Source organism: Comamonas testosteroni TK102 (genome assembly GCF_000739375.1).
Classification (GTDB): Bacteria; Pseudomonadota; Gammaproteobacteria; order Burkholderiales; family Burkholderiaceae_C; genus Comamonas; species Comamonas brasiliensis.
Window position 1 is genome coordinate 1,829,237 of the sequence record NZ_CP006704.1, and the last position, 23,967, is coordinate 1,853,203.

The following is a 23,967-nucleotide window of genomic DNA, read 5'->3' on the forward strand; positions in this document are numbered from 1 at the left end:
CGTAACTGTGTTTTCGGCCGCTGTGGCAGGAAATGCTGACCCGTTTGCCTTGATCAAATAATTGCCTGCAAACCCTTGTCGGCGATGACGTTGAGCAGCTTGAGGGCCGGCCCGGTGGGATGGGTTTCGCCTTGCTCCCACTTTCGCACGGTCGACGCGGTGGTGTGCAGGTGAAGTGCGAACACCGGCTGGCTGAACTTCAACCGTTCGCGCAGGTGTTTGATGTCGGCAGCACTGAACTCCCGCACCGGCGGCGGGCAGATCGCGTCGAACTCGCGCATCGTCACCTTGCCGATCGCTCCCGCTTCGTGGAGCGCAGCCAGGTCGCCACGCAGGGATTCAATGATCTTGCTCACAATGCACCTCCAATAACACGCCCGAGTGCAACGCCTTCGACAAAGCCTCGGCGGACAGTTCCAGGAACACCTTGCCGGCGAATTGCAGCGCCTTCTTCTCGTCCTGCGTGATATTCGCCTTGTCGCTCTTGGGGAACCCATGCAGGAATACGTAGCGGCTGCCGATCCGGGCCGACAGCAGCGTGCGGTAGCCGCCGCTCTTGCCGCCGCCGGATCGGGCAACCCGCTTCTTGTAGAGGAAGCCGCCCAAGTCCGCGTCAATCAGACCGCTTTCCATCTCTTGAACCGCCTTGCACAAGGCAGCATCAGGCAGCTTTTCGCCCGCCTGCCACCGTGCAAAGTCCTTCCGCTTGAGGACGTGGGTCATCTTGACCTCCAAACTATACCCGTAACGGGCATACTTTTCCAGTCCCCAGTGCGATGCACGGGCGGGGAGGGCTGCCGAACCGATTGGCGTAACGGCGACACGGCAATCAGGGCCGACATGCCGAGGCACTGGTCACCGATCATGCGGTCACCTCTTTGGGTTCTTGCCGCGTGCCGACGACCGACTTGCGCCGGCTGGCTACCAACTCGGCTGCCTTACGCACCGGGTCGTCCTCGGTGTGGACGTAGCGCATGAACATCGCCACGGTCTTGTGCGCGGTTAGCGCCATGCCGACCTTGACGGGGATGCCGGAATTGGCAATGTCGGTCGCTGAGCGGTGGCGTATGCCGTGGGTGCCAACCTTCGGCACGCCGGCGCGATCAAGGATTCGGCGCCACGCCTGATAGTAGGAATGGGGGCCGAGCGGCTTGTCATGGTCGAGGATGGCCGGGCATACGTAGGGCGAATTGCCGTAGCGAGGTGCATTCGTCAGCAACCGGCGGGCTTCCTCGCTCAACGGCTTGGACATATCGCCCGTCTTGCTGTCCGGCCAGACAACCCGGCCATTGGGCAAGTCGAGCCAATCCCACTGCAACAGCAGGATCTCCGACATGCGGGCCGCGAACTCGAATTGCAGCCGGACGGCCAGCAGATAGATGGGATGTTCCAGGCCCTCGGCCTCGGCTTTGTCCAAGTAGGCGAACAAGCTGACCATCTGCTCGTCGGTGATAAGGCGGGTCGAGCCTTTCTCCGAGTACTTGGGTACGTGACAGCAAGGATTGGAGCCATCGGGCCGGTAGCCCCACAGTTCGGCCAGGTTGAACATCTTGCGGACGAGCGACAGTACGCGGTTGGCCTGCGTGGGGGACCTCTCCATGCGCTTCATCAGCGCGGTGATGTCGTGGCGCGTGACCTCGTGAACCTTCTTGCTGCCGAAGGCTGGGATGACGAAGTTGTCGATCTGGTACTGGTAGCTGGCCTGGGTGCTGGGCTTGTTGTGCGGCTTGGAGTGGTCATCCATGAACCGGCCGCACAGTTCCTTGACCGTCGGCGCCTTGCGGGCTTCGGCCTTGTCGAGTCCGGGATCGCCCCCGCGCCGGACTTCGGCCAGCCAGTCTTGGGCCAGCGACCGGGCCTGTTCGACCGTCAGCTCGCCGAACTGGCCGAGTGCCGGCTTGCGCCGCACGCCGGAGTTCGTGCGGTACTGAACCATGAAGACCTTGCGGCCCGTTGGTGTTATCTTGCACAAGAAGCCCGGAACGAGCGTATCCCGGAGTTCCACATCGCAGGTTTGCGCCTGCGCCGTGTCAACGACGGACTTGGTGAGTTTGATCTTCGCCATGAGGTGCTCCTGAAAGGCCCCGATTCCAGGGGCCGGCTAGGAGCCAGGCGGAGGGGAACCGGGGCGGTTTGCATCGCGCACCGGGATATGATCGAAGGCACTGGCCTCGGGGAAAACCTGCTACAGCAAGCCTCATCCAAGTCCATCGTTAGCCCGGTGCGGATGCCATGCTCTGGCTTAAAATCTGCCGCTTTTAACGAAGCGTGCCGGTTCGATTCCGGCTCGAGGCACCAGAATTGAAAAGCCTGCTATACATTTTGTAGCGGGCTTTTTTTATTTATGGCTTGATGGCCGCTGCCGCCCGCAGTCTTGCCGAAGGTGGGAAAATCAAGGGCTGTGATGCCGTAGGGCAGTGCGATGTCGGGCTTTGTCAAGGCGCTTGGAAAAGCTCCGGCTTCGATGCAATATGGCTTGCAGTTCTGTCATGCTGACGGGGTCTGCACTCCTAGAGAGAAAAGATGTCTAGTTACAACGCTGCTTTTGAAATTCATGTCCACGGCCAGGTTCTGCTCCGTGCTGACGTTACGTATGAGCAGCTGCAAGATGCATTGCGTCCCTTGTGGGCCTATGCCGGCGCGCGCTCATTGACGGATGGCGAGGGAAGTCTTTACGAAGAAGAGCCCGGCATCCAGTTCGAGGCCAAGGAGCATCTGTTGCAGATGTGCTGGACCGTGCGCGGCGATGATGACTTCCGTCAGGCTCTGGACGATATGTGCATGGGCCTGAACGAGCTGGCCGAGCAGGGCTCGCCGATCGAAGTGACCTTCTACGACACCGAGTTCGACGAGGAAGAGGCTCCTGCCGAGGCCCAGAGCCGCGATGACTTCCTGATGCTGTTTGTGGGCCCCAATCCTGCCGCCATCATGCAGGTGCAGCGCGATCTGCTGGTGCAGGACGTCATCAACATGATGGAGCGCCACTTCGACGGCGCCGAACTCGGCGGCGTGGTGCAGGAAATCGACAAGCTGTTCTCGCAGCGTTTCGAAGCCCTGGTCAGCTCGCTGGAGCTGGGTAAGCCGCCGCGTGGCGGATCGGGCGGCTCGGCCTCCGGTCATGGCGGCAATCGCCGCCCGCGCCATCTGCATTGATTCTTCGCTCATTCGCCGTCAAAGCCCTCTGTGCTGCAGTCCCGAGACTGTGACAGGGGGTTTGTTTTTTGCCATGAAGCCCATTTCCACCCCCAAATATTCGGGAGCCGTCACGCAGCAGCTACGCAAGGACAGGGCTGCGCGCGCCAGCATGGGCGAAGCAGGGGCGCCGCTGGCGCTGGCATTGCCCTATCTTTCGGGTTATGCGCCATCGCTGCAGAACCAGGTGCGCGATTGGCTGCTGGCAGGCAAGGCCGGTGACTGGCTGCTGCGCAAATATCCGCAGGCCCACGCGGTACGCACTGACAGGGCGCTTTATGACTATGTCGATGCGCTCAAGACCCGGTATCTGCGCAATGCCGGTCAGCTGCACAAGGTCGCTTACGACAGCAGGATCCATGTGGTGCGCAATGCCCTGGGTCTGCATACGCGGCGTGCGATTGCGCATGGCGGCAGGCTCAATGCGCGGCACGAGATTCAGGTGGCGGCCATGTTCAAGCAGGCACCCGATGCCTTTTTGCGCATGATCTGCGTGCATGAGCTGGCCCATATCCGCATCATGGATCACGACAAGGCTTTTTATCAGTTATGCATGCATATGGAGCCTGACTACCACCAGTTGGAGTTCGATGTGCGCTTTTACCTCAGCTATCTGGATCAGGATGGCCCGCCACTCTGGGTCTGATGGCGCAGCTCAGGCGGGTGTGGCCACGGCGCTTGGCGAGCACACGCTGACAGCCTGGCTGCAAGCGGCAGGCAGATCCAGCCAGCGCTGGGCCGCGGCTTGCATGGCCGTCAGGCGGCCGGTTGTCATGAGCCGGATCTGCTCGGCCTGGGCCAGCTGCCGCGATCCATCGGTCTCGGGCCCGAGCAGATGGCGCTGCTCCAGCATGCGCCGGGTCTGGCGCGCGACAGGGGCGCCTGTGTCCAGAAACTGGATATCCGGCCCCAGCAGCGCGCGCAAATCGTCCTTGACGAAGACATAGTGGGTGCAGCCCAGCACCAGCGTATCCATCTGCCCGGTCTTATGGCCGAAACTGCCTAGAGCGCTCGTGTATTTCGTGCAAAGCGCTCTGATCTCGGTGGCGCTTGCATCCTCGGGCAATGCCTGCTCGGTGCTTTGCTCGATGGCTCTGGCCAGGCCATCGCAGGCCTGCAGATGAAACTCGGCGCGCTGACCATGCTCGGCCACCAGGCGTGCTACGCGCTGGCTGGAGACAGTGCCCCGGGTGGCCATCACTCCCACATGATGGGTCTGGCTCGAAAAAGAGGCCGGCTTGATAGCGGGTTCCACGCCGATGACGGGCAATTGCGGCATGCGTTCGCGCATCAGCTCCACGGCCGCAGCCGTCGCGGTATTGCAGGCAATCACCAGAATCTTGATGTCGTGCTGCTGCAGCAGATACTGCGCAATGGCCAGGCTGCGCTCCTGCACAAATGCATCGCCCCGTGCGTCGCCATAGGGGGCATTGCCGCTGTCGGCCAGATAGACGAACTGCTCGTGCGGCAGCTCATGGCGCAGTGCCTGCAGCACGCTGAGGCCACCCACACCGCTATCAAAAATGCCGATGGGGGAGTGAGGAGTGGGCATGGTGCAAAAAGATGAGTGCAGGCAATGATGCGGCCGCCAGTATGCGCCGCTTTGCGCCCGGGTGGCGCGTTCAGGGGTATGGATGCGTCACGCGTCCTGGCTGCTGTGGTCTGCGGGCAGGCCGCAGACCGGGCAGAAATTATTGCCATGAGCGACTTCATGCCCGGCCGGGCAGTGGCGGGGCGCCAGGAGGGAGGGCAGGTTCCAGCTCGAGAAGAAGATGCAGAACGCCATGCCGTAGAAGATCATCCAGTGGCCCGAAAACACGCGCAGGCCTGTCATGCCGACCGCAATGCTGAGAAAGAAGTTGACAAAAGCGTAGATGAAGATCGCGTAGGCGCTGTTGCGCATCCAGGCGGGGCAGCCGGCGAGCACCTTCTTCCAGGAAAACTGCAGACGATTGCCGTTGTTGATGCGCTGGGCGATCAGCGCCGCAGGAACCCAGACCGCAAAAATTCCCATGCTCATCACGCTGGTGAACATTCTCAATGTGTCTTTAGCTAAATGAACGTCAAGTGCGTCTATCTGTCCAGCAAGTGCTGCCAAGTGCGTGATTGCGCTGAGTACAAAGCCCATGCCGGAAATCAGCAGCAGTGGCGGTAGAAGAATGGGCATGGCGGTGATGAAAGATAAAAAAGGAAGCTGCTAGCGCTTGTTTGACGGGGGATTTAGGCATAAGTAATGTAATTTTTCAAGCTGAAGCTACGATCAATGCTCATCTTTTTGTTGAGGATGGGACAGGCGAATGCTGTCCACCAGCTTGCCGAAGTAGCTTTGGCGCATGGACAGCAGGGCTGGCAACGGGCCTGAGGGCAGGCGTTCGTAGCTTTTTTCATCGATGCAGAACTCGAAGAAGAGATAGTCCACTTCAGCCAGCTTGAGCTGATGGCGGCAGGCATGGCGACCCGAACCCCGCTTTTTCTCGGCAACGGTCTGCAGGCTGGCATCGCTTCCCAGCGCTGCCGTATAGGCCATGGGCAGGGTGGCTGCCAGATCGAACCAGAGCACAAAAACCATGAAGGCGCTGCAGAGCACACCCATTAGCCAGCGCTTGACAGGACCGTAGCTGGGCCAGGGGCCTGCCGGCTGCCACAGTCCCAGTCTGTGCAGCCGCCGCAGCCAGATGCCCGCTGCCGCAGTCAGCGCCAGCGAAAGATACAGCGCGAGCAATTGCCAGCGGGCCTCGGGTATGAAGCTGCGCCAGACAATGGGGGCGAGGGCGCCCAGCATCACCGCCATGAAAACCGCAATCAGCCATTTCTGCGGGGTGGAGGTTTCAGGTTTCCAGAGCCAGTTCATGCAGCAGGGCCCGCAGTCCGGGGCCGGAGCGCTTTTCGCATGCGCGTGTTGCTCAGGGCAATGCCTCTCACGACGGGCATTTGCCGGCACTGCTGCTCAAAGCCGAAATGGGCGAAGAAGCCCTGGGCGTTGAGACTGACATCGGCGCTCAGCTCCTGCAGACCGTTTTGCCGCGCGGCATGCTCGATATGCGCGAGCAGGAGTCGGCCCACGCCCTGGCCGGCATGTTGCGGGGCCACAAAAAAGTGATCGATATAGCCGTTGGCTTGCAGATCTGCATAAGCCACGGGTCGATCATTGGCGCAGACGGCGACAAAAGGGCTCAGTGCCTGGATGCGCCGGCTCCACTCCGCCCGGTCGGGCTGTGGCGGCGCCCAGGCATCGAGCTGCTCGGGGCTGTAGTGATTCGCGGCCAGTTGATGCACCGCGTCGTGGAACACCTGCCACAGCGCGATTTCATCTCCGGGGCGATAGCTGCGTATATGCATGGGTTGGCAGATGGATTGAGTTTGGCAAAAATGCTTTTCAGCAGCAGAGGCATGACATCGGTTCCGCGCGCATGGGTAGATCGGATGCACTTCTTTATCTGCACGCAACCCGCTGTTTTGATGGATTTTCTGTCATCAATTAAAGCTGAACAGTGGTCTAAAGTCTGTGAAATGCTCAGGTTTTTATAGCGGAAAAAATAACGTCAACCTCTAGAATGATCCGCCCATGCCCTTGATCTACCTTATCCTCCTACCTTTCGCAGGCAGCCTTCTGGCTGCCTTATTGCCTGCAAATGCGCGCAATACGGAATCCACACTTGCAGGTGTCATCGCGCTGATATGCGCGATTCAGGTAGGGATGCTGTTCCCGGAAATGGCCGATGGAGCGGTGCTCAGGCAGGAGGTGTCCTGGCTGCCCGCGCTGGGCCTGAATCTGGTGATTCGCATGGACGGGTTTGCCTGGTTGTTCTCCATGCTGGTCTTCGGCATCGGTGCACTGGTGGTGCTTTATGCGCGCTACTACATGTCGCCCGCTGATCCGGTTCCGCGCTTTTTCTCGTTTTTTCTGGCTTTCATGGGGGCCATGGCGGGGGTGGTGCTCTCGGGAAACATCATTCAGCTGGTGTTTTTCTGGGAGCTGACCAGTCTTTTCTCCTTCCTGCTGATCGGCTACTGGTATCACCGCAAGGATGCGCGCCGGGGCGCGCGCATGGCATTGACGGTCACGGGCACGGGCGGGCTGGCCATGCTAGTGGGCATGCTGGTGCTGGGTCATATCGTGGGCAGCTATGACCTCGACAATGTGCTGGCTGCAGGCCAGCAGATTCGCGACAGCCACCTCTATCTGCTGGCATTGGTGCTGATCTTGCTTGGCGCACTCACCAAAAGTGCTCAATTTCCGTTCCAGTTCTGGCTGCCCAATGCCATGGCGGCACCTACGCCCGTGTCGGCCTATCTGCACTCGGCCACCATGGTCAAGGCTGGCGTGTTTCTGCTGGCGCGGCTGTGGCCGGTGCTTGCGGACACCGATGCCTGGTTCTGGCTGGTCGGTGGAGCCGGTGCCTTGACGCTGCTGATTGGCGGCTATTGCGCGATGTTCCAGCACGATCTCAAGGGTTTGCTGGCTTATTCAACGATCTCGCACCTGGGGCTGATCACCCTGCTGCTGGGCCTGAACAGCAAGCTGGCTGCCGTGGCCGCAGTTTTTCACATCATGAATCATGCGACCTTCAAGGCGTCGCTGTTCATGGCGGCGGGCATTGTGGACCATGAAAGCGGCACGCGTGACATCCGGCGGCTGTCGGGTTTGCGCTTCATGATGCCGATCACGGCCACGCTGGCCTGTGTGGCCAGTGCCGCCATGGCCGGCGTGCCGCTGCTCAACGGATTCATCTCCAAGGAAATGTTCTTTGCCGAGACCGTCTATCTGGATGCAGCTCCCTGGGTCAAGACCGTGCTGCCCGTGTTGGCGACGGTGGCCGGCATGTTCAGCGTGGCCTATTCGCTGCGCTTCACGTTCGATGTCTTCTTTGGTCCCCAGGCCGACGATTTGCCGCACGAGCCCCACGAGCCGCCGCACTGGATGCGTGTGCCCGTGGAGCTCCTGGTGCTGGCCTGCCTGATCGTGGGCATTTTCCCGGCCTGGGCGGTGGGCGGCTTTCTCGCGGTGGCCGCAACGCCTGTCGTGGGCGGAGACTTGCCGGAGTACAGCCTGGCCATCTGGCATGGCTGGAATATGCCGCTCATCATGAGCCTGGTGGCACTGGCCGGCGGTATCGTGCTCTACACCATGCTGCGCTGGCAGCGCACGGTCGGGCACTTCGACACCACGCCCGTGCTGGGCCGTGTCAGCGGTCGCAGGATCTTCGAGAATCTGCTGGCCCGCATCACCTGGCTGGGCCGGGCGGGGCGCCGCAATCTGTCCACGCGCCGCCTGCAGTGGCAGATGCTGTGGCTGGTCTGCGTCGCCCTGGTCGCAGCGGCCCTGCCGCTATGGCTATGGGGCATGAAACTGGGTGACCGTGGCACTTTGCCGGTGTCTTCGGCCTTTGTGCTGCTCTGGGCCATTGGCTGTCTGTGCGCGCTGGGAACGGCCTGGAAAGCCAAGTACCACCGGATGACCGCGCTGATCATGCTGGGCGGCACGGGGTTGTGCACGGTGCTGACCTTCCTCTGGTTCTCTGCGCCCGATCTGGCGCTGACCCAGCTGGTGGTGGAAGTTGCCACCACGGTGCTGATCCTGCTGGGGCTGCGCTGGCTGCCCAAGCGGGACAAGAACATGCGTACCGCCGACAACGCCGATGCGCGGGCCAAGGCACGCCGCCTGCGCGATCTGGTGCTGTCGCTGATTGCCGGTGGCGGCATGGCCTGGCTGGCCTTTGCCATGATGAGCCGGCCCTTCTACGAAAGCACCTCCACCTTCTTCCTCGAAAACGCGCTGGGCGGCGGCGGCGGCACCAATGTGGTCAATGTGACGCTGGTGGACTTCCGTGGCTTCGACACCTTCGGCGAGATCGTGGTGCTGGGCATCGTGGCCGTCGTCATCTATGCGCTGCTGCGCCGCTTCCGTCCGGCGCGCGAGGCCATGGACATTCCGGAGCAGCAGCGCTATGTGCCCGGCGATTTGCAGACCGATTTGCTCAATCCGCGCAATGCCAGCGATACGGCGGTGGGCTACCTCATGGTGCCCGCCGTGCTGGTGCGGCTGCTGCTGCCGTTTGCGACGCTGGTGGCTGCCTATATCTTCGTGCGCGGCCACAACCAGCCGGGTGGCGGTTTCGTGGCCGGGCTGGTGTTCTCGGTCGCCTTGCTGATGCAGTACATCATCTCGGGCACGCATTGGGTGGAGGCGCATCTGCCGCTTTATCCGCGCCGCTGGATTGCCGCGGGCCTGCTGTTTGCGCTGGGCACGGGTCTGGGCTCCGTGGCCGTGGGCTACCCCTTCCTGACCAGCCACAGCTTTGACTTTTCGCTGCCCTTGGTGGGACATGTGCATTTCGCCAGCGCCACCTTCTTCGATATCGGCGTGTTTGCGCTGGTGGTGGGCTCCACCATGCTGATCCTGACGGCGATTGCCCACCAATCGGTACGCGGACACCGCTTCCATGCGCGCTTGCTGGAAGAGCAGGAACAAGAGGCCAAGAAGGCCGAGGCCGAGGTGCAGGCGGCCACGGCCGCGGCGTTGGCAAGGGGAGGTATGTAATGGAAATCGTTCTGGCCATTGCCATCGGTGTGCTCACCGGCTCGGGCGTCTGGCTGCTGCTGCGTCCGCGCAGCTACCAGGTCATCATGGGGCTGGCGCTGCTGTCGTATGCCGTCAACCTGTTCATCTTCTCGATGGGGCGCCAAGGCCTCTCGATCAACAAGGTGCCGGTGCTGCAAAACGGTGTGCCCACCGATTTGTCGCACTATGCCGACCCCATGCCGCAGGCGCTGGTGCTGACCGCCATCGTCATCGGCTTTGCCATGACGGCGCTGTTCCTGGTCGTGCTGCTGGCGTCGCGAGGCGCTTCCGGCAATGACCATGTGGATGGCGCGCACTCGCGGACCGAACAGGAAATGCTATGAGCGAGTGGATTGAGCGTCTGATGCCGCACCTGATGCTGGCCCCCATCATGCTGCCCATGCTGACGGCAGCGCTGATGCTGTTCTTGCGCGAGGAGCGCCAGCGCCTGAAGCTGGGCATGAACATCCTCTCCACCACGATCAGCCTGGTGATCGTGGTCATGCTGCTGAGCTGGACCAATCAGGCGGGTTCGGCCGTCACCATGTCGGTCTACATGCCGGGCAACTGGCCTGCGCCCTTCGGCATCGCGCTGGCGCTGGACCGGCTCACGGCCCTGATGCTGCTGGTCACCTATGTGGTGGCACTGGCCGCGCTGGTGTTCTCTGCGGCGCGCTGGCACAAGGCCGGGGTGCACTTTCACCCCCTGTTCCAGCTGCAGCTGATGGGGCTCAGCGGCGCCTTCATCACGGCGGACCTGTTCAATCTGTTTGTGTTCTTCGAGATCATGCTCGCAGCCTCTTACGGTCTGCTGCTGCATGGCTCCGGCAGCACGCGCATCCAGGCTGGTCTTCACTATATCGCCATCAATCTGGCAGCGTCTTCGCTGTTCCTGATCGGCGTGTCCATGCTCTATGGCATTACCGGTACGCTCAATATGGCCGATCTGGCCCGGGCCATTCCGCTGGTGCAGGATGCCGACCGCGGCCTGCTGCATGCGGCGGCAGGCGTGCTGGGCACGGCCTTTCTGATCAAGGCGGCGCTGTGGCCGCTGAACTTCTGGCTGGTGCCCGGCTACAGCGCGGCGACTGCACCCGTGGGAGCCCTGTTTGCGCTCATGACTAAGGTGGGGGTCTATGTCATCTTGCGCCTGTGGACCTTGCTGTTCAGTTCGGAAGCCGGGGCATCGGCCCTGTTTGGCAGCACCTGGCTGATCGTGGGCGGCATGCTGACCATGGCTTTTGGCGCCATCGGCATGCTGGGCTCGCAGCGGCTGACCCATCTGGCGGGCTTTGCGGCGATTCTTTCGTCCGGCACCTTGCTGGCAGCGACGGGCTTCGGGCAGAACCTGCTGACGGCCGGACTGCTGTATTACCTGCCGGGCTCCACGCTGGCCGTGGCCTCCCTGTTCCTGATCGCCGATGTCGTGGATCGCTGGCGCGTGGATGACGATGCGGGCGAGCCCTACGAGGATGATGAGGCACCGTTCCTCAATGCCGAGCTGCTGCCGACCGAGGGCTTCAACCTCGACGATGAGGAAGAGCTCATGATCGGCCGGGCCTTCCCGGCGGCGGCAGCTTTTCTGGGTCTGAGCTTCATGGCCTGTACCTTGCTGATCTCGGGCTTGCCGCCGCTCTCTGGCTTTCTCGGCAAGTTCGCCATGCTGACCAGCCTGCTCAATCCGCTGGGCATGGGCACCTCCAGTGGCGTGAAGGCCGGCCCGCTTGGCTGGAGCATGGTGGCGCTGCTCATCATCACCGGTCTGATGGCGCTGATTGCGCTCACGCGCGCCGGCATCCGGCATTTCTGGGCCAACCCGGAGCAGAGCGCTCCCTCGCTCAAGGTGGTCGAAGGCCTGCCCATCGCTGCGCTGCTGCTGTGCTGCATGGTGCTGACGGTCAAGGCCGATGACGTGATGCGCTACACCCAGCGGGCGGCCAATGCACTGCATTCGCCCGATGTCTATGTGCGCACCGTCATGGGCCTGGCTCCCGTGCCAGGGCCCAAGCAGAAGAAGGCTCAGGAAGCCGCAGGCCCCGAGGCGGCAGCGCGTGCGGCCGCGCTGGAGATGCAGGCCGAGCTCCTGCCTGGTATCGGCGATGAACGGGAAGCCGGGCAGAACGCCGTGACCCAGACCACGGCTTCGGTTCAGAAGGAGGAGAGCCGCCCATGAGGAACGTCATGAAATCCATCTTCCCGGCACCGCTGCTGTCGATCGCGCTGCTGGTGCTGTGGCTGCTGCTCAACCGCTCGGTCAGTGCCGGCCAGATCCTGCTGGGCCTGATCCTGGGCCTGCTGATTCCCGTGCTGCTGCGCGGCCTGCGCCCCTTGCCGGTGCGGGTCAGCCATCCGCTGAGCATTCTCAAGCTGGCCTTTCGGGTGGTCTGCGACACCTCGATCTCCAACTTCAACGTGGTGCGCTTTCTGTTGTTGCCGCGCATGCGCAAGCACCCGGCGGCCTTTGTCCCGATTCCGCTGGACCTGCGCGACCCCAACGGGCTGGCGGTGCTGGCCATGATCGTCTGTCTGACGCCGGGTACGTCCTGGGCCGAGATTTCGCGTGACCGCTCCATGCTGCTGCTGCATGCGCTGGAAGTGGAGGATGCCAAGAAGCTGGCCGACTTTGTGAAGTCCCGCTACGAAAGCCTGCTGATGGAGATTTTTGAATGAACCCCTGGTTTTATTGGGTGCTGATGGCATCTCTGGTCATGCTGCTGGCGGCCATGGGCTGCTCGGTGCTGCGCCTTCTCAAGGGACCGCATGCGCAGGACCGTGTGCTGGCGCTGGACTGCATGTATCTCAACGGCATGCTGGCCATGCTGGTCATGGGGATTCTCTATGACAGCACCAACTACTTCGAGGCGGCCTTGCTGGTGGCCTTGTTCGGCTGCGTGGGCTCCACGGCCATGGCCAAGTTCCTGCTGCGCGGCGAGGTGATCGAATGAGTACCGAGGTCATTGGCGTGGATCTGCCGCTGTGGGCCCAGATCCTGGTGGCCGCCCTGGTGTTCGGCGGCTCCTTGATTGCGCTCATGGGCTCCGTTGGGTTGCTGCGGCTCAAGAGCTATTTCGAGCGCGTGCATGCGCCTTCCATCATCGCCACCATGGGCTGCTGGCTCATCATGCATGCCACCTGGATCTATTTCTCCGTCAGCGGCCAGGGCTTTGTCATGCACTCGGTGCTGATTGCCATCTTCATTGCCGTGACCGTGCCCATCACCACCATCTTCCTCATGCGCGCGGCGCTGTTCCGCTCGCGCCGTGCAGGGGAGAGCGTGCCGCCCACGCTCAGCAATCTGGTGCGCAACGAACCCCTGGACGAGGAAGTGGCCGTCGAGGCCGATGAGAAGCCTGTGGCGAATAAGGCCTGAAATCCTGTCGTTCAAACATTTCAGGGCCGCCGTCTTGCGCTAGATTGGCAGCCATGCTCAATATTTTCGCCATCTGCATCGGTGCCTGTCTTGGCGCCCTGTCGCGCTGGGGGCTGGGACTGTGGCTGAGCGCAGGCGCCAGTCTGCCCTGGGGCACCCTGGCAGCCAATCTGATCGGCGGCTATCTGATCGGTGTTTTCATCGCGCTGTTTCAGGCCATGCCCCAGCTGGATCCGGCCTGGAAGTTGGCCATCATCACCGGCTTCCTCGGCGCCCTGACCACGTTTTCCAGCTATTCGGCCGAGGTCATCGGCCTGCTGCAGCAGCAACGTCTGGCTGCCGCTCTGGGCTGGGCCAGCGTGCACCTGGTCGGCTCACTGTTCATGACCTACATGGGCATGATCAGCTGGAGCATCTGGTTCAGCCGTTAAGCTGGCAGACCATTTGCCACTATTGAGGCAAACTGCTTCAGCGTTTAGAGGCGAAATACTCTCCTGGGCTATAGCTTTGTGAGCGTATAGTGCAAGCATCATCTGCACTACAGGTGCATTTGAGCTTGAAGTACTTGACGGATGGGCGGTCAGCGCTACGAAATCTTTAGGGATGGCTGTAGCCCGTGCCACTCAGCATTCTAAGAACCGAGGGTCCATGCAAATCTCATCTCCCCTGTCCGATACCGATCTGGCCAATGCCTGGGCCGAGCTGCACAACCAGGCCCATAACGGCAAAGAGCTGGAACCTCAATCCAACCGCCTTGCATTCGCCGATCCGGAGTTCATGTTCCGCCGTGAAACGCGTGGCATCCGCATGCAGCTGGAAATGCTCAAGCCCGATCTGACCCAGATCGAGCGCGGCATCGAGCACACGGTGGTGGTCTACGGCAGCGCGCGCTTTGTCGATATGGATCAGGCGCGCGAGCAGCTTGCGCAAGCCAAGGCCAGCGGCGATGCCCAGCGCATGGCGCTGGCCGAGCGCGGCATGCGCAACGCCGAGCGTTATGAGGCGGCACGCGCCTTTGCACGCATCGTGGCGACCGAAGGCATGAAGCAGGCGCCCAGCGAGCGCTTCTACATCTGCACCGGTGGCGGCCCCGGCATCATGGAGGCCGCCAACCGCGGTGCCCATGATGCAGGTGCGCCCAATGTGGGGCTGAACATCTATCTGCCTCACGAGCAGCATGGCAACCCCTACATCACGCCGGGGCTGAGCTTCAAGTTCCACTACTTTGCGCTGCGCAAAATGCATTTCATGATGCGGGCCAAGGCGCTGGTGGCCTTCCCTGGCGGCTTCGGCACCATGGACGAGCTGTTTGAAGTGCTGACGCTGGTGCAGACCCACAAGAGCAAGCCCGTGCCCGTGATCCTGTTCGGCACGGAGTTCTGGAAGCGGGTGCTGAACTTCGACGTGCTGGTGGAGGAGGGCACCATTTCCGCCAAGGACCTGAACCTGTTCCGCTACACCGATGATCCGGCCGAGGCCTGGTCCTTCATCCAGCAGTTCTATCAGACCGGCTGGAACAACGGATAAGCGTTCACACCACTGCCCCCGAGCCGCGAGAAGGTTTTCCTCTGGCGGTTTTTTTATTGCGCATCAACGCATGGACGATAGCTTCTGCGGAGTCAGCGCTCGGGCCTGCTTCGGCCTATATGCCATGCAGCGATTGCTCGGCCAGTTGCTGGGCGCGCGCGATCGAAATGCCTTCGTGCTGGTCGATGACCAGCGCATCGATCTCGTTGTCGCCGCGGTGCAGCACCACGCGCGGGCGTGTGCCGTCGGCCTGGATATGCACATCGGCCGGGCGTGACTTCTGCGTGGGGTAGACGGCAATCAGATTGGACAGCCAGCCAAAGAAAATCGGGTCTTCGGGCGGTTTGTCGAAGGAGTCCAGATAGCGGTGAAAGCTGGCTTCGCTGGCCGACACCCAGATGCCCCAGAGAAAGGGCTCGTCCAGGCCATGGATCGGCACTTCCAGAATGGCGCGCACATAGTATTGCGTGCCTTCGGGATGGCTGATCACGCAGAGCTCGTCGCTCAGCTCGGCCCATGCCTCGCGTTCTTGCTCGCTCAGGCGTCGGTAGGGTGCAGGGGCATCGAAAGCAAAGCTCGGCGATCCTTCGTGAATCTCATCGCATTTGCTGCATTGGTAGGCAAAGATGGCGGCCATGGGGTGAGCTTTCAACGTTTGTGAAATACCAGCGTGCGGTTATTGGCCGGCATGGCCTGGTCGAGCTGCAGCTCCATGCCGTGTTCTGCGGCCAGCGTCACGATGGCTTCAAAATCGCGCAGGCCGCTGCGCGCATCGCGCTGGCGCAGCCAGGCGTCGAAGGCGCGGTTGCTGTCGCTGGTGAAGTGGCCGCCATAGTTGAACGGGCCATAGACGGCAAACACGCCGCCCACGGGAAGATGTGACCCCACCAGCTCGAACATGCGCTGCACCAGCGGCCAGGCCACGATATGACAGGTATTGCTGGTGAAGACGGCATCGAAGCCGGATGAATCCGCAGTTGCCGGCCAGGCATCGGTCGCCAGGTCGAACTCCAGCGGCGCACGCAGATTGGGAGCGCCTTGGGCGGCGTGCCAGGCCCGGATGCCTGCATGACTGTCGGCCAGGTCACTGGTCTGCCAGAGCAGCTGCGGCAGGCGCGGTGCGAAGTACACGCTATGCTGGCCTGTGCCGGAGCCTATCTCCAGCACATGCCGGCAGTGCTGGAGGGCGGATTGCAGCACCTCGAAGATTGCGGCCTGATTGTTTTCGCAGGCCTGGGAAAAAGGCAGCTGCGGTGCTGTCGATGAAGAGTTGGAGGTCATAGGGGACTCGGCGGGCAGACACAGTAAATGGTGCTGGCATCTTCGCCCGAAATGCCAAGTCCGCGCAGTGCGACGGCCTTCAGGGCTTGAAGCGCAGCCTGATCTCGGGCCGAACGTTCAAGCTGCCGATTTTCCAGCTGTACGAGCCAAGGCCCAGCGTGGGTGTGGAGCTGGCGTTTTGCGAGAGTACCTCGGCATTGCCGGGCAGGCTGACTTTCAGGTTGCCATTCATGGTGATGCCCAGTTGCGCAAAGTCTCTCTTTTCCTTGTCCTTGAGTGGCTTGGCGGCAATCGTCATCACGCCGTTCCTGTCGGTCTGCACGGTGAACAAGTCCAGCAATCGCAGGCCTTCGCCGGGCTTGCGCTGGCCGGCAATCTCCAGTGCATAGCGGGCATTGCCGTTGTAGACGGCTTTCCTGACCTCGGGTTCGCGGCTCAGTTGCTGTGCTTGCTCTGCCAGCTCGCGGTGGTCTTTCTCGCTCAGCACGCCCTGTTTTCTGAGCTTCATCACGGCCAGGGCATTCACCACCGTACCGTCAAAGCGGTAGCTGTAGCTGCCGTCTGGCTGTACGTCCACAGCGGCGGAGAATCGCTCGGGCACCAGGCAGGCGCTCAGCAAGGCGGTGAGGACGGCGGCCGTCGACAGCGCCAAAAGCTTGTGCATGAGGACTCCTTTCGAGCGGCATCGCAGCATCCCGGAATGCAGATGCCTGAGTCATCGTAGAACAAACAGGGATCATGCCAATAGGGGCAGCCATCAAGGCGGTAGGAGCCCTGTCGCAAGACTATTCAAAAAGAGTAGCTGCAATCGTTTACTGTATAAGGGATTCAAGCCATTTTTTTCAATTGGCTTGACCGAGGGCAGGCTCTTACTTGGATTTGGATTCGGCTTTGAGCTGGCTGATGGCTTCCTGAAAGCCCTGCAGATACTTGGAGCGCGTCTGCTCGGCCAGGGCAGGCCACTGCGCGGCTGGCAGGCTCAGCGATTCCAGCGTCAGCCTGGCGGCCAGTTGCGGGTCCCGCGAGGCCTGTACCGCCTGCATGCCGTGCAGATTGATCCAGTGCGGATCGTAGGCGTGGGGCGTGCGGCGATCCCAGTCCACGACTTTGGCAATCAACTCCTGAGCCTTGTCCAGATCCTGAAACAGATAGCGGTTGATGGGGGCTCCATAGCTCTGGTTCATCACATCGACTGCTTGCCTGGCGGTGACGTCTGCACAGCGATTGGCATCGAAGCGGGCACGCAGCTGGCCGGCGTAGTACCAGAAGGCTGCCTCGTCGCGCTGGCCTGCCTTGAACAGCGCCTGCGACAGGACGTAGAAGACCGGAGGCTGAAAGCGCTCGGGTGCGGCGCGTACGCGCTCCAGCACGGCTTGTTGCTGCTGAGGCGTACCCTGGGACAGCAGGCGAAGCGCTTCCTGCCCCAGTCTGGTGTCGATCTGCGCATACACCCCCTGGGGGGACAGTACCTGAGTCGAAGGGGAGGGCTGCGGCTTGGGCGCAGCCGATGGCTGCTGAGTCTGCGCGGAAGCAAAGCCCGAGAGCGCCACCAGCGCACCGGTCACCATCTTTGCTGCGACATGGCTCATGCTGAACTCCTTGTGCTTGCGTTGCAAATCATTCCGGACGGTGTCAGACAAATACCCACTCTGTCGCCTATCTTAAATAGCAAGCGTGTTATCGGTGTCTCGTATTTACCAAGAAGTGTTTATTTCACGGAAAACCAGGCACGGCCTATCTCCCAGGGGCCAGCATGCAGCGCTGGCTGAAACAGGCGTATCAGTCCCTGGCATTGAAGGCGCTGTGATAACTCACTTCACCTTGCGGCAGCGGACCTGCGAAAGACAGGGCCTGAAAATACTCGGCAGGCACTCCGGGCAGCACCAGGCCCGGCACCGCCCGAAAGCCGAAACGCCGGTAGTAGCCCGGGTCACCGAGCAGCACGCATCCCTGCGCGGACTGCGCCTGCAGAGCGCTGATGGCAGTCCGCATCAAGGCGCTGCCTATGCCCTGTTGCTGCTTTTCAGGGAGTACGGAGATCGGGCCCAGGCCAAACCAGTGCTGGCTGCCATCGCTGATGGTGACGGGAGAGACGGCGACATGCCCGACGACCAGTCCGTCGATCTCCGCGACCAGAGACAAGGCAAGAGCCCCGGCCTCACGCAGCGCACGCACGATGAACTGCTCGGTGTGCTCGGAATGCGGTGCGTGCCTGAAGGCGAGGATCGTCACCTGCTCTACGGCCTCGGCATCGGCGGGGAGTTCTGCCCGGATATGCATGGCTTGGTATGGGTTCACGAAAAATCTGGCTCGACTATGCCGCAAATGGGAAAAGAACCGAAGAAATGGCCCATGGCCCTGTTGCGGTCGATGTCCGCGCGGTTGGGCATGAAAAAACCGCCCGAAGGCGGTTCCTTGTTCAGGCAGGCTGCAACAGCGAATCAGGCGCCCGCAACGGCAATGCCCTTGAAATCGCCGGTTGCAATCTTTTCCTTCCAGATGGCAGGGCCGGTGATGTGGGCGCTGGTGCCGCCGGCATCCACGGCCACGGTCACAGGCATGTCGACCACATCGAATTCATAGATGGCTTCCATGCCCAGGTCTTCAAAGCCCACCACCTTGGCCTGCTTGATGGCCTTGGAAACCAGGTAGGCGGCGCCGCCCACGGCCATCAGGTAAGCGCTCTTGTGCTTCTTGATGGCTTCGATGGCGACGGGGCCGCGCTCGGACTTGCCGATCATCGAGATCAGGCCGGTCTGCGACAGCATCATGTCGGTGAACTTGTCCATGCGGGTGGCCGTGGTGGGACCTGCAGGGCCAACCACTTCGTCGCGCACGGGGTCCACGGGGCCGACGTAGTAGATCACTCGGTTGGTGAAGTCCACGGGCAGCTTTTCGCCCTTGGCCAGCATGTCCTGGATGCGCTTGTGGGCCGCATCACGGCCGGTCAACATCTTGCCGTTGAGCAGCAGGGTGTCGCCGGGCTTCCAGCTGGCCACTTCTGCGGGGGTCAGCGTGTTCAGGTCGACCTTCTTGGACTTGTTGTAGTCGGGGTGCCAGTCGATCTTGGGCCAGGTGTCCAGCGAAGGGGCATCCAGGTATACGGGGCCGGAGCCGTCCATCACAAAATGGGCGTGGCGGGTGGCGGCGCAGTTGGGGATCATGGCCACGGGCTTGGAGGCCGCGTGCGTGGGGTACATATTGATCTTGACGTCCAGCACCGTGGTGAGGCCGCCCAGGCCTTGGGCGCCAATGCCCAGGGCGTTGATCTTCTCGAACAGCTCCAGACGCAGCTTTTCCACGTCGTCGAGCTCTGCACCGCTGGCAGCTTTCTGCTGCAGCTCGTACATGTTCAGGTCTTCCATCAGGCTTTCCTTGGCCAGCAGCACAGCCTTCTCGGCCGTGCCGCCGATGCCGATGCCCAGCATGCCGGGAGGGCACCAGCCGGCGCCCATGGTGGGGACGGTCTTCAGAACCCAGTCCACCAGGTCATCGCTGGGGTTCATCATGATCATCTTGGACTTGTTCTCGGAGCCGCCGCCCTTGGCAGCCACGGTCACGTCCACCTTGTCGCCGGGCACGATCTGCACATTGATCACGGCGGGAGTGTTGTCCTTGGTGTTCTTGCGCTTGAAGTGCGGGTCGGCCACGACCGAGGCACGCAGCGTGTTGTCAGGGTGGTTGTAGCCGCGGCGCACGCCTTCGTTGATGGCGTCTTCCAGGCCCATGGTGAAGCCTTCCCACTTGACGTCCATGCCCACTTTCAGGAACACGTTGACGATGCCGGTGTCCTGACAGATGGGGCGCTGGCCGGTGGCAGCCATCTTGGAGTTGGTCAGGATCTGAGCCATCGCATCCTTGGCCGCAGGGCTTTGCTCGCGCTCATAGGCACGGGCCAGATGCTGGATGAAATCCGGCGTGTGGTAGTAACTGATGTACTGCAGGGCACCTGCGATCGAATCGATCAGGTCCTGCTGGCGGATGGAGGTCGTCATCGTGAAGCTTCTCGGGGGTTGCAATCTGTACGCGTGGGGCGCGCACGGTAAACCCATCGATTATCGGCCCAGACGACAAATCTTGCAGCCATAACCCACCAGTCTTATATATGACTTGCGGGCGTTTTGCGGAGCTCAGCCGGTCAGCGATCCGAGGATGGACGCCGAGAAGTCGGCCTGGCCTGCGCGCTGATCGCCTCTTGCCCAGGCCAGCAGGCTGTCCGCCGGCATGGGACGCGCATAGAAGTAGCCCTGCAGCTCATCGCATTGCATGTCGATCAGAATGTCCCGTTGCCCTGCGGTCTCCACACCTTCGGCCACCACGCGCAGGCCCAGGGCATGGGCCAGGCGCACGACGGCATGGACCACCGCGCGGGCATCTTCCTCGGTTTCCAGGTCGCGGATGAAGCTGCGGTCGATCTTCAGCTGCTGGGCAGGCAGCTGACGCAGATAGTTGAGGCTGGAGTAGCCGGTGCCGAAGTCGTCGATCGAGAGAAAGATGCCGATATCGCGCAACTCCTCGATTGCACGCTGTGTGGCCTGGGTGTCCTCCATGGCCACGGACTCGGTGATCTCGCACAGCAGCTGGCTGGCCTGCACATCGTGGCGCAGCAGCGTCTGGGTGATGCGATCTGCCAGGCCGCTTTCGCGCAGCTGGTGCACGGAAAGATTGATCGCCACCCGCATCTGCAGTCCCATGTTGCGCCACAGGGCGAGCTGGCGGCAGGCTTCTTCAATGACCCAGTTGCCCAGGCTGTTGATGATGCCGAAGCGCTCGGCCAGGGGGATGAAGATGTCCGGGGCGATCATGCCGCGTTCGGGGTGCGCCCAGCGCAGCAGCGCCTCGACCCCGATGATGTTGCCGCGCTCGCCGTCGATCTTGGGCTGGTAATGCAGCTCCATCTGGCCGCGCTGGATGGCGTTGCGCAGGTCGTTTTGCAGCTCCAGCTGCTCTGAGGCGTCGCTGCCCATATGCGGCTCGAACACGGCAAAGCCGTTGCCGCCATTGCGTTTGGCGGCGTACATGGCCGCATCGGCGTTGGCGATCAGGTGATCGCGGTCGCCATGGTCGGGAAAGGCCACGATGCCGATGGAGCAGGTGATCTGCAGCTCCTTGTTGCCAAGCTGGAAGGGCTGGCTCAGGGCCTTGAGAATGCGGTTGGCCACCGCCATGCAGGCGGCCACATCCTGGGTGTCTTCCAGCAGCACCAGGAATTCATCCCCGCCGACCCGGGCCACGGTATCGCTGCTGCGAGCTTCCGCCATCAGCCGCTCGGCCGCGCTGACGAGGATCTGGTCGCCCGCGGCATGGCCGAAGGAGTCGTTGATGGGCTTGAAGCCGTCCAGATCCACGAACAGAATGCCCAGCCTCTCCTTGGTGCGAGAGCGGTTGGCGCGCTCCAGGCGCAGCAGGGCGTGGATGAGACGATCCTCGAACAGCAGCCGGTTGGGCAGGTTGGTCAGCGGATCGGCAAAGGCGCGCTGGCGCAGCTCGGTATTGGCCAGCTGCAGCTTGGCATTGGTTTCCTGCAGTGACTGGTTGAGCTTGAAGGCCGTGCTCTGCAGGCGCGCATCGAGCAGGGTGCTGAACAGCGCTGCGATCAGCAGCATCACCGTGGTGATGATGATGATGGTGGTGAGCTCGGGGCCGCTCAGCGCCTCCGCACTCAGGCAGACCGAGCCGCTGGCAAAGCTGGCGGCCGACATGCCGGTGTAGTGCATGCCGCAGATGGCAAAGCCCATGACCAGTGCCGCCAAAGACTGGAACAGCCACATTCGCTTGCCGGAGAGCGAGAACAGTGCGCGAAACAGATTCAGCGCCGTGGCCGAGGCCATTACCGCGATCAGAGCGGAGGCCGCCACCAGAGACCAGTCCCAGGCAATCGGGATGGACATCTCGATGGCCAGCATGCCCAGGTAGTGCATGGCGCAGATGCCGCCGCCCATGAGCAGCGAGGCCGCGAGAAAATGGGGCCAGCGGTATTCGGCCCTGGTCGCCACGCCGAAGGCCAATGCGGAGGCCGCGACCGCCGCAACCCAGGAGGCCAGCGTCAGGGCACCGCTGTAGCCGAGCGTGATGGGCAGCTCGAAGGCCTGCATGCCGATGAAGTGCATGGCCCAGACCCCCGTGCCCATGACCATGGCGCCGATGGCCCACCAGATGCGTCCTATCCTGCCCGAGGCCATGCGCATGCGACGGGCCAGGCCCAGCGTCACAAAGGAGGCAGACACCGCGATGACGATGGAGACACACACCATCATCGCGCTGTAGCTTGATGTCATGAAGGTGTTGGCGACAGGGGCGGAGAGATCAGTGAACATTGATGTGGCGGTCCAGCAAGGCCGGTCGGATTCTTTGTCCGATATTGATTTAATGTAACTATGTATTTCTGGCCTTGCCGGCGCAGGGGTGTTGCCTCGATTGTGCTTGCCGCCCCTCGGGCTGAGCTAGCATGGACCGGTTGTGGAAGTCGCCCGCCTGGCGGTGGGTCGACTTCCGTTTCCGGCCAACGGCAGCCAAATTTTCAGCCAGCTGCGCCGAGTTGTATGCAAGGAGCGATTCCATGACAGTCACCCGCCAGGAAAAAGACACTTTTGGCCTGATCGATGTACCCGCCGACAAACTCTGGGGTGCTCAGACGCAGCGCTCGCTGCAGAATTTTGACATCAGCGGCGAGCAGCAACCGCGTGAAATCATTGCTGCGCTGGCGCAGGTCAAGAAAGCCTCTGCCAGCGTCAACCAGGCGCTGGGTCTGCTGGACGAGAAAAAGTCCAGGGCCATCAATGCGGCCGCCGACGAGGTGCTCGCGGGCAGGCATCCCGACGAGTTCCCTCTGGTGGTCTGGCAGACCGGTTCCGGCACCCAGACCAATATGAACGTCAACGAAGTACTGGCCAACCGGGCCAGCGAGCTGATGGGCGGCGAACGTGGTGAAGCCCGTCTGGTGCACCCGAACGACGATGTGAACAAGAGCCAGTCCAGCAACGATGTCTATCCCACGGCCATGCATGTGGCGGCGGTGACGGCCATCGAGCACAAGCTGCTGCCCGCCATCGCCAAGCTGCGTGTCACGCTGCTAGCCAAGAGCGAAGCCTTTGCCGACATCGTCAAGATCGGCCGCACGCACTTGCAGGATGCCACGCCGCTGACGCTGGGCCAGGAAATATCCGGCTGGGTGGCCCAGCTGGCCCATGGCGAAGCCCATGTGCGTGCCGCGCTGCCGCATCTGCATGAGCTGGCCCTGGGGGGGACGGCTGTGGGCACGGGGCTGAACGCTCCCAAGGGCTATGCCGAGGGCGTGGCGGCCGAGCTGGCCAGACTCACGGGCTCTGCCTTCGTTACCTCGCCCAACAAGTTCGAGTCCCTCGCGAGCTGCGACGGTCTGGTCTATGCACATGGTGCTCTCAAGACGCTGGCCGCCAGCCTGATGAAAATCGCCAACGATGTGCGCTGGCTGGCATCCGGGCCGCGCAGCGGCCTGGGCGAGATTTCGATTCCCGAGAACGAGCCGGGTTCGTCCATCATGCCGGGCAAGGTCAACCCCACGCAGTCCGAAGCCGTGACCATGCTGTGTGCCCAGGTGTTCGGTAACGATGTGGCCATCAATTTCGGCGGAGCCTCGGGCAATTTCGAACTCAATGTGTTCCGCCCCATGGTGGCGCACAACTTCCTGCAAAGCGTGCGCCTGCTGGCCGACGGCATGGTCAGCTTCAACGATCACTGCGCCGTGGGCATAGAGCCCAATCGCGCGCGCATCGAGGAGCTGGTGGGCCGTTCGCTGATGCTGGTGACAGCGCTCAACACGCATATCGGCTACGACAAGGCGGCCTATATTGCCAAGAAGGCGCACAAGGAAGGCAGCAGCCTGCGTGAGGCGGCCATTGCCAGCGGCCATGTGACGGCCGAGCAGTTTGACCAGTGGGTCGTGCCCGAGCAGATGGTCGGAAATCTGTAATCCGCTTCAGTCTTGAAAAGAGCCCGCAATGCGGGCTCTTTTTCTGTGTGCACCGGGCTTGCCGCCCAGGCGGGAGCATCGATG

Annotated in this window: 25 protein-coding genes and 1 tRNA gene; 12 read left to right on the top strand and 14 right to left on the bottom strand. The window is 62.1% G+C overall.

The annotated features are described in order from the left end of the window. Nucleotides 1-53 precede the first annotated feature (53 nt). From O987_RS08255 to O987_RS08265, 3 genes are all read right to left on the bottom strand, one after another. Nucleotides 54-356 (bottom strand): helix-turn-helix domain-containing protein, encoded by a 303-nt coding sequence (locus tag O987_RS08255; RefSeq protein ID WP_011805820.1) that lies wholly within the window; start codon nt 354-356, stop codon nt 54-56. After that, nucleotides 340-723 carry a type II toxin-antitoxin system RelE/ParE family toxin gene (locus O987_RS08260; RefSeq protein WP_011805819.1) on the bottom strand — a complete coding sequence of 128 codons (384 nt, stop codon included), beginning with the start codon at nt 721-723 and terminating at the stop codon, nt 340-342. The genes O987_RS08255 and O987_RS08260 overlap by 17 nt, the downstream gene beginning before the upstream one ends. Before the next feature lie 139 nt (nt 724-862). Continuing rightward, nucleotides 863-2,065: a tyrosine-type recombinase/integrase gene (locus tag O987_RS08265; protein WP_043371622.1), complete on the bottom strand. Its 1,203-nt coding sequence runs from the start codon at nt 2,063-2,065 to the stop codon at nt 863-865. A gap of 164 nt (nt 2,066-2,229) precedes the next feature. Between O987_RS08265 and O987_RS29005 the strand changes: the two genes are divergently transcribed. The 3 genes from O987_RS29005 (at nt 2,230) to O987_RS08275 (ending at nt 3,838) form a co-directional block, all read left to right on the top strand. Then, nucleotides 2,230-2,298: transfer RNA gene (locus O987_RS29005), tRNA-Ser, on the top strand. A gap of 225 nt (nt 2,299-2,523) precedes the next feature. Then, a complete protein-coding gene (locus tag O987_RS08270) occupies nt 2,524-3,153 on the top strand; it encodes a DUF6806 family protein (RefSeq protein ID WP_003057277.1) in 630 nt (209 codons plus the stop codon). A 73-nt stretch (nt 3,154-3,226) separates the two neighbouring features. Next, the gene (locus O987_RS08275; protein ID WP_043376246.1) at nt 3,227-3,838 is read left to right on the top strand and encodes a M48 family metallopeptidase; all 612 of its coding nucleotides are present in this window, start codon (nt 3,227-3,229) and stop codon (nt 3,836-3,838) included. A 9-nt stretch (nt 3,839-3,847) separates the two neighbouring features. Here O987_RS08275 and murI read toward each other — a convergent pair whose 3' ends face one another. From murI to O987_RS08295, 4 genes are all read right to left on the bottom strand, one after another. Continuing rightward, nucleotides 3,848-4,744, bottom strand: a complete 897-nt coding sequence (gene murI / locus O987_RS08280; RefSeq protein WP_003057273.1) for a glutamate racemase — start codon at nt 4,742-4,744, stop codon at nt 3,848-3,850. An 87-nt stretch (nt 4,745-4,831) separates the two neighbouring features. Continuing rightward, entirely contained in the window at nt 4,832-5,320 is a 489-nt protein-coding gene (locus tag O987_RS08285; RefSeq protein ID WP_235214302.1) for a hypothetical protein, read from the bottom strand. A 132-nt stretch (nt 5,321-5,452) separates the two neighbouring features. Beyond that, nucleotides 5,453-6,043, bottom strand: a complete 591-nt coding sequence (locus tag O987_RS08290; protein WP_043371628.1) for a hypothetical protein — start codon at nt 6,041-6,043, stop codon at nt 5,453-5,455. Next, nucleotides 6,040-6,531 carry a GNAT family N-acetyltransferase gene (locus O987_RS08295; RefSeq protein WP_043371630.1) on the bottom strand — a complete coding sequence of 164 codons (492 nt, stop codon included), beginning with the start codon at nt 6,529-6,531 and terminating at the stop codon, nt 6,040-6,042. The genes O987_RS08290 and O987_RS08295 overlap by 4 nt, the downstream gene beginning before the upstream one ends. A 226-nt stretch (nt 6,532-6,757) precedes the next feature. Between O987_RS08295 and O987_RS08300 the strand changes: the two genes are divergently transcribed. The 8 genes from O987_RS08300 to O987_RS08335 all read left to right on the top strand — a co-directional run bounded on the left by O987_RS08300 (nt 6,758) and on the right by O987_RS08335 (nt 14,651). Then, nucleotides 6,758-9,733, top strand: a complete 2,976-nt coding sequence (locus tag O987_RS08300) for a monovalent cation/H+ antiporter subunit A (RefSeq protein ID WP_029158568.1) — start codon at nt 6,758-6,760, stop codon at nt 9,731-9,733. Continuing rightward, nucleotides 9,733-10,098, top strand: a complete 366-nt coding sequence (locus tag O987_RS08305) for a Na+/H+ antiporter subunit C (protein ID WP_003057261.1) — start codon at nt 9,733-9,735, stop codon at nt 10,096-10,098. The genes O987_RS08300 and O987_RS08305 overlap by 1 nt, the downstream gene beginning before the upstream one ends. Further along, nucleotides 10,095-11,927 carry a monovalent cation/H+ antiporter subunit D gene (locus O987_RS08310; protein ID WP_043371633.1) on the top strand — a complete coding sequence of 611 codons (1,833 nt, stop codon included), beginning with the start codon at nt 10,095-10,097 and terminating at the stop codon, nt 11,925-11,927. The genes O987_RS08305 and O987_RS08310 overlap by 4 nt, the downstream gene beginning before the upstream one ends. Then, nucleotides 11,924-12,424: a Na+/H+ antiporter subunit E gene (locus O987_RS08315; protein WP_003057257.1), complete on the top strand. Its 501-nt coding sequence runs from the start codon at nt 11,924-11,926 to the stop codon at nt 12,422-12,424. The genes O987_RS08310 and O987_RS08315 overlap by 4 nt, the downstream gene beginning before the upstream one ends. After that, on the top strand, nt 12,421-12,699 hold the full coding sequence (locus O987_RS08320) for a K+/H+ antiporter subunit F (RefSeq protein ID WP_003057255.1): 279 nt from the start codon (nt 12,421-12,423) through the stop codon (nt 12,697-12,699). The genes O987_RS08315 and O987_RS08320 overlap by 4 nt, the downstream gene beginning before the upstream one ends. Beyond that, the gene (gene mnhG / locus O987_RS08325) at nt 12,696-13,124 is read left to right on the top strand and encodes a monovalent cation/H(+) antiporter subunit G (protein WP_003057254.1); all 429 of its coding nucleotides are present in this window, start codon (nt 12,696-12,698) and stop codon (nt 13,122-13,124) included. Before O987_RS08320 ends, mnhG begins: the two co-directional genes overlap by 4 nt. A gap of 53 nt (nt 13,125-13,177) precedes the next feature. Beyond that, nucleotides 13,178-13,555: a fluoride efflux transporter CrcB gene (crcB, locus tag O987_RS08330; protein WP_043376247.1), complete on the top strand. Its 378-nt coding sequence runs from the start codon at nt 13,178-13,180 to the stop codon at nt 13,553-13,555. A 217-nt stretch (nt 13,556-13,772) separates the two neighbouring features. After that, complete coding sequence (locus tag O987_RS08335; RefSeq protein WP_003057252.1) at nt 13,773-14,651, top strand: TIGR00730 family Rossman fold protein; 879 nt, start codon at nt 13,773-13,775, stop codon at nt 14,649-14,651. A gap of 115 nt (nt 14,652-14,766) precedes the next feature. Here the strand turns inward: O987_RS08335 and O987_RS08340 are convergent, their stop codons facing one another. From O987_RS08340 to O987_RS08370, 7 genes are all read right to left on the bottom strand, one after another. Then, nucleotides 14,767-15,288: a DUF2199 domain-containing protein gene (locus O987_RS08340; protein WP_043371635.1), complete on the bottom strand. Its 522-nt coding sequence runs from the start codon at nt 15,286-15,288 to the stop codon at nt 14,767-14,769. An 11-nt stretch (nt 15,289-15,299) separates the two neighbouring features. Then, entirely contained in the window at nt 15,300-15,932 is a 633-nt protein-coding gene (locus O987_RS08345) for a DUF938 domain-containing protein (RefSeq protein ID WP_043371638.1), read from the bottom strand. Nucleotides 15,933-16,011: 79 nt separating this feature from the next. Then, nucleotides 16,012-16,596: a hypothetical protein gene (locus tag O987_RS08350; protein ID WP_043371640.1), complete on the bottom strand. Its 585-nt coding sequence runs from the start codon at nt 16,594-16,596 to the stop codon at nt 16,012-16,014. 205 nt (nt 16,597-16,801) lie between these two features. Further along, on the bottom strand, nt 16,802-17,521 hold the full coding sequence (locus tag O987_RS08355; protein ID WP_003057248.1) for a hypothetical protein: 720 nt from the start codon (nt 17,519-17,521) through the stop codon (nt 16,802-16,804). A 190-nt stretch (nt 17,522-17,711) separates the two neighbouring features. Further along, entirely contained in the window at nt 17,712-18,212 is a 501-nt protein-coding gene (locus tag O987_RS08360; RefSeq protein WP_043371643.1) for a GNAT family N-acetyltransferase, read from the bottom strand. Nucleotides 18,213-18,373: 161 nt separating this feature from the next. Continuing rightward, nucleotides 18,374-19,927 carry a fumarate hydratase gene (locus O987_RS08365; RefSeq protein ID WP_003057246.1) on the bottom strand — a complete coding sequence of 518 codons (1,554 nt, stop codon included), beginning with the start codon at nt 19,925-19,927 and terminating at the stop codon, nt 18,374-18,376. A 135-nt stretch (nt 19,928-20,062) separates the two neighbouring features. Further along, complete coding sequence (locus O987_RS08370; protein ID WP_003057244.1) at nt 20,063-22,249, bottom strand: putative bifunctional diguanylate cyclase/phosphodiesterase; 2,187 nt, start codon at nt 22,247-22,249, stop codon at nt 20,063-20,065. Between the two features lie 242 nt (nt 22,250-22,491). On the opposite strand from O987_RS08370, the gene fumC reads away from it, so the two are divergent. Then, a complete protein-coding gene (gene fumC, locus O987_RS08380) occupies nt 22,492-23,883 on the top strand; it encodes a class II fumarate hydratase (protein WP_043371648.1) in 1,392 nt (463 codons plus the stop codon). Nucleotides 23,884-23,967: the final 84 nt, after the last annotated feature.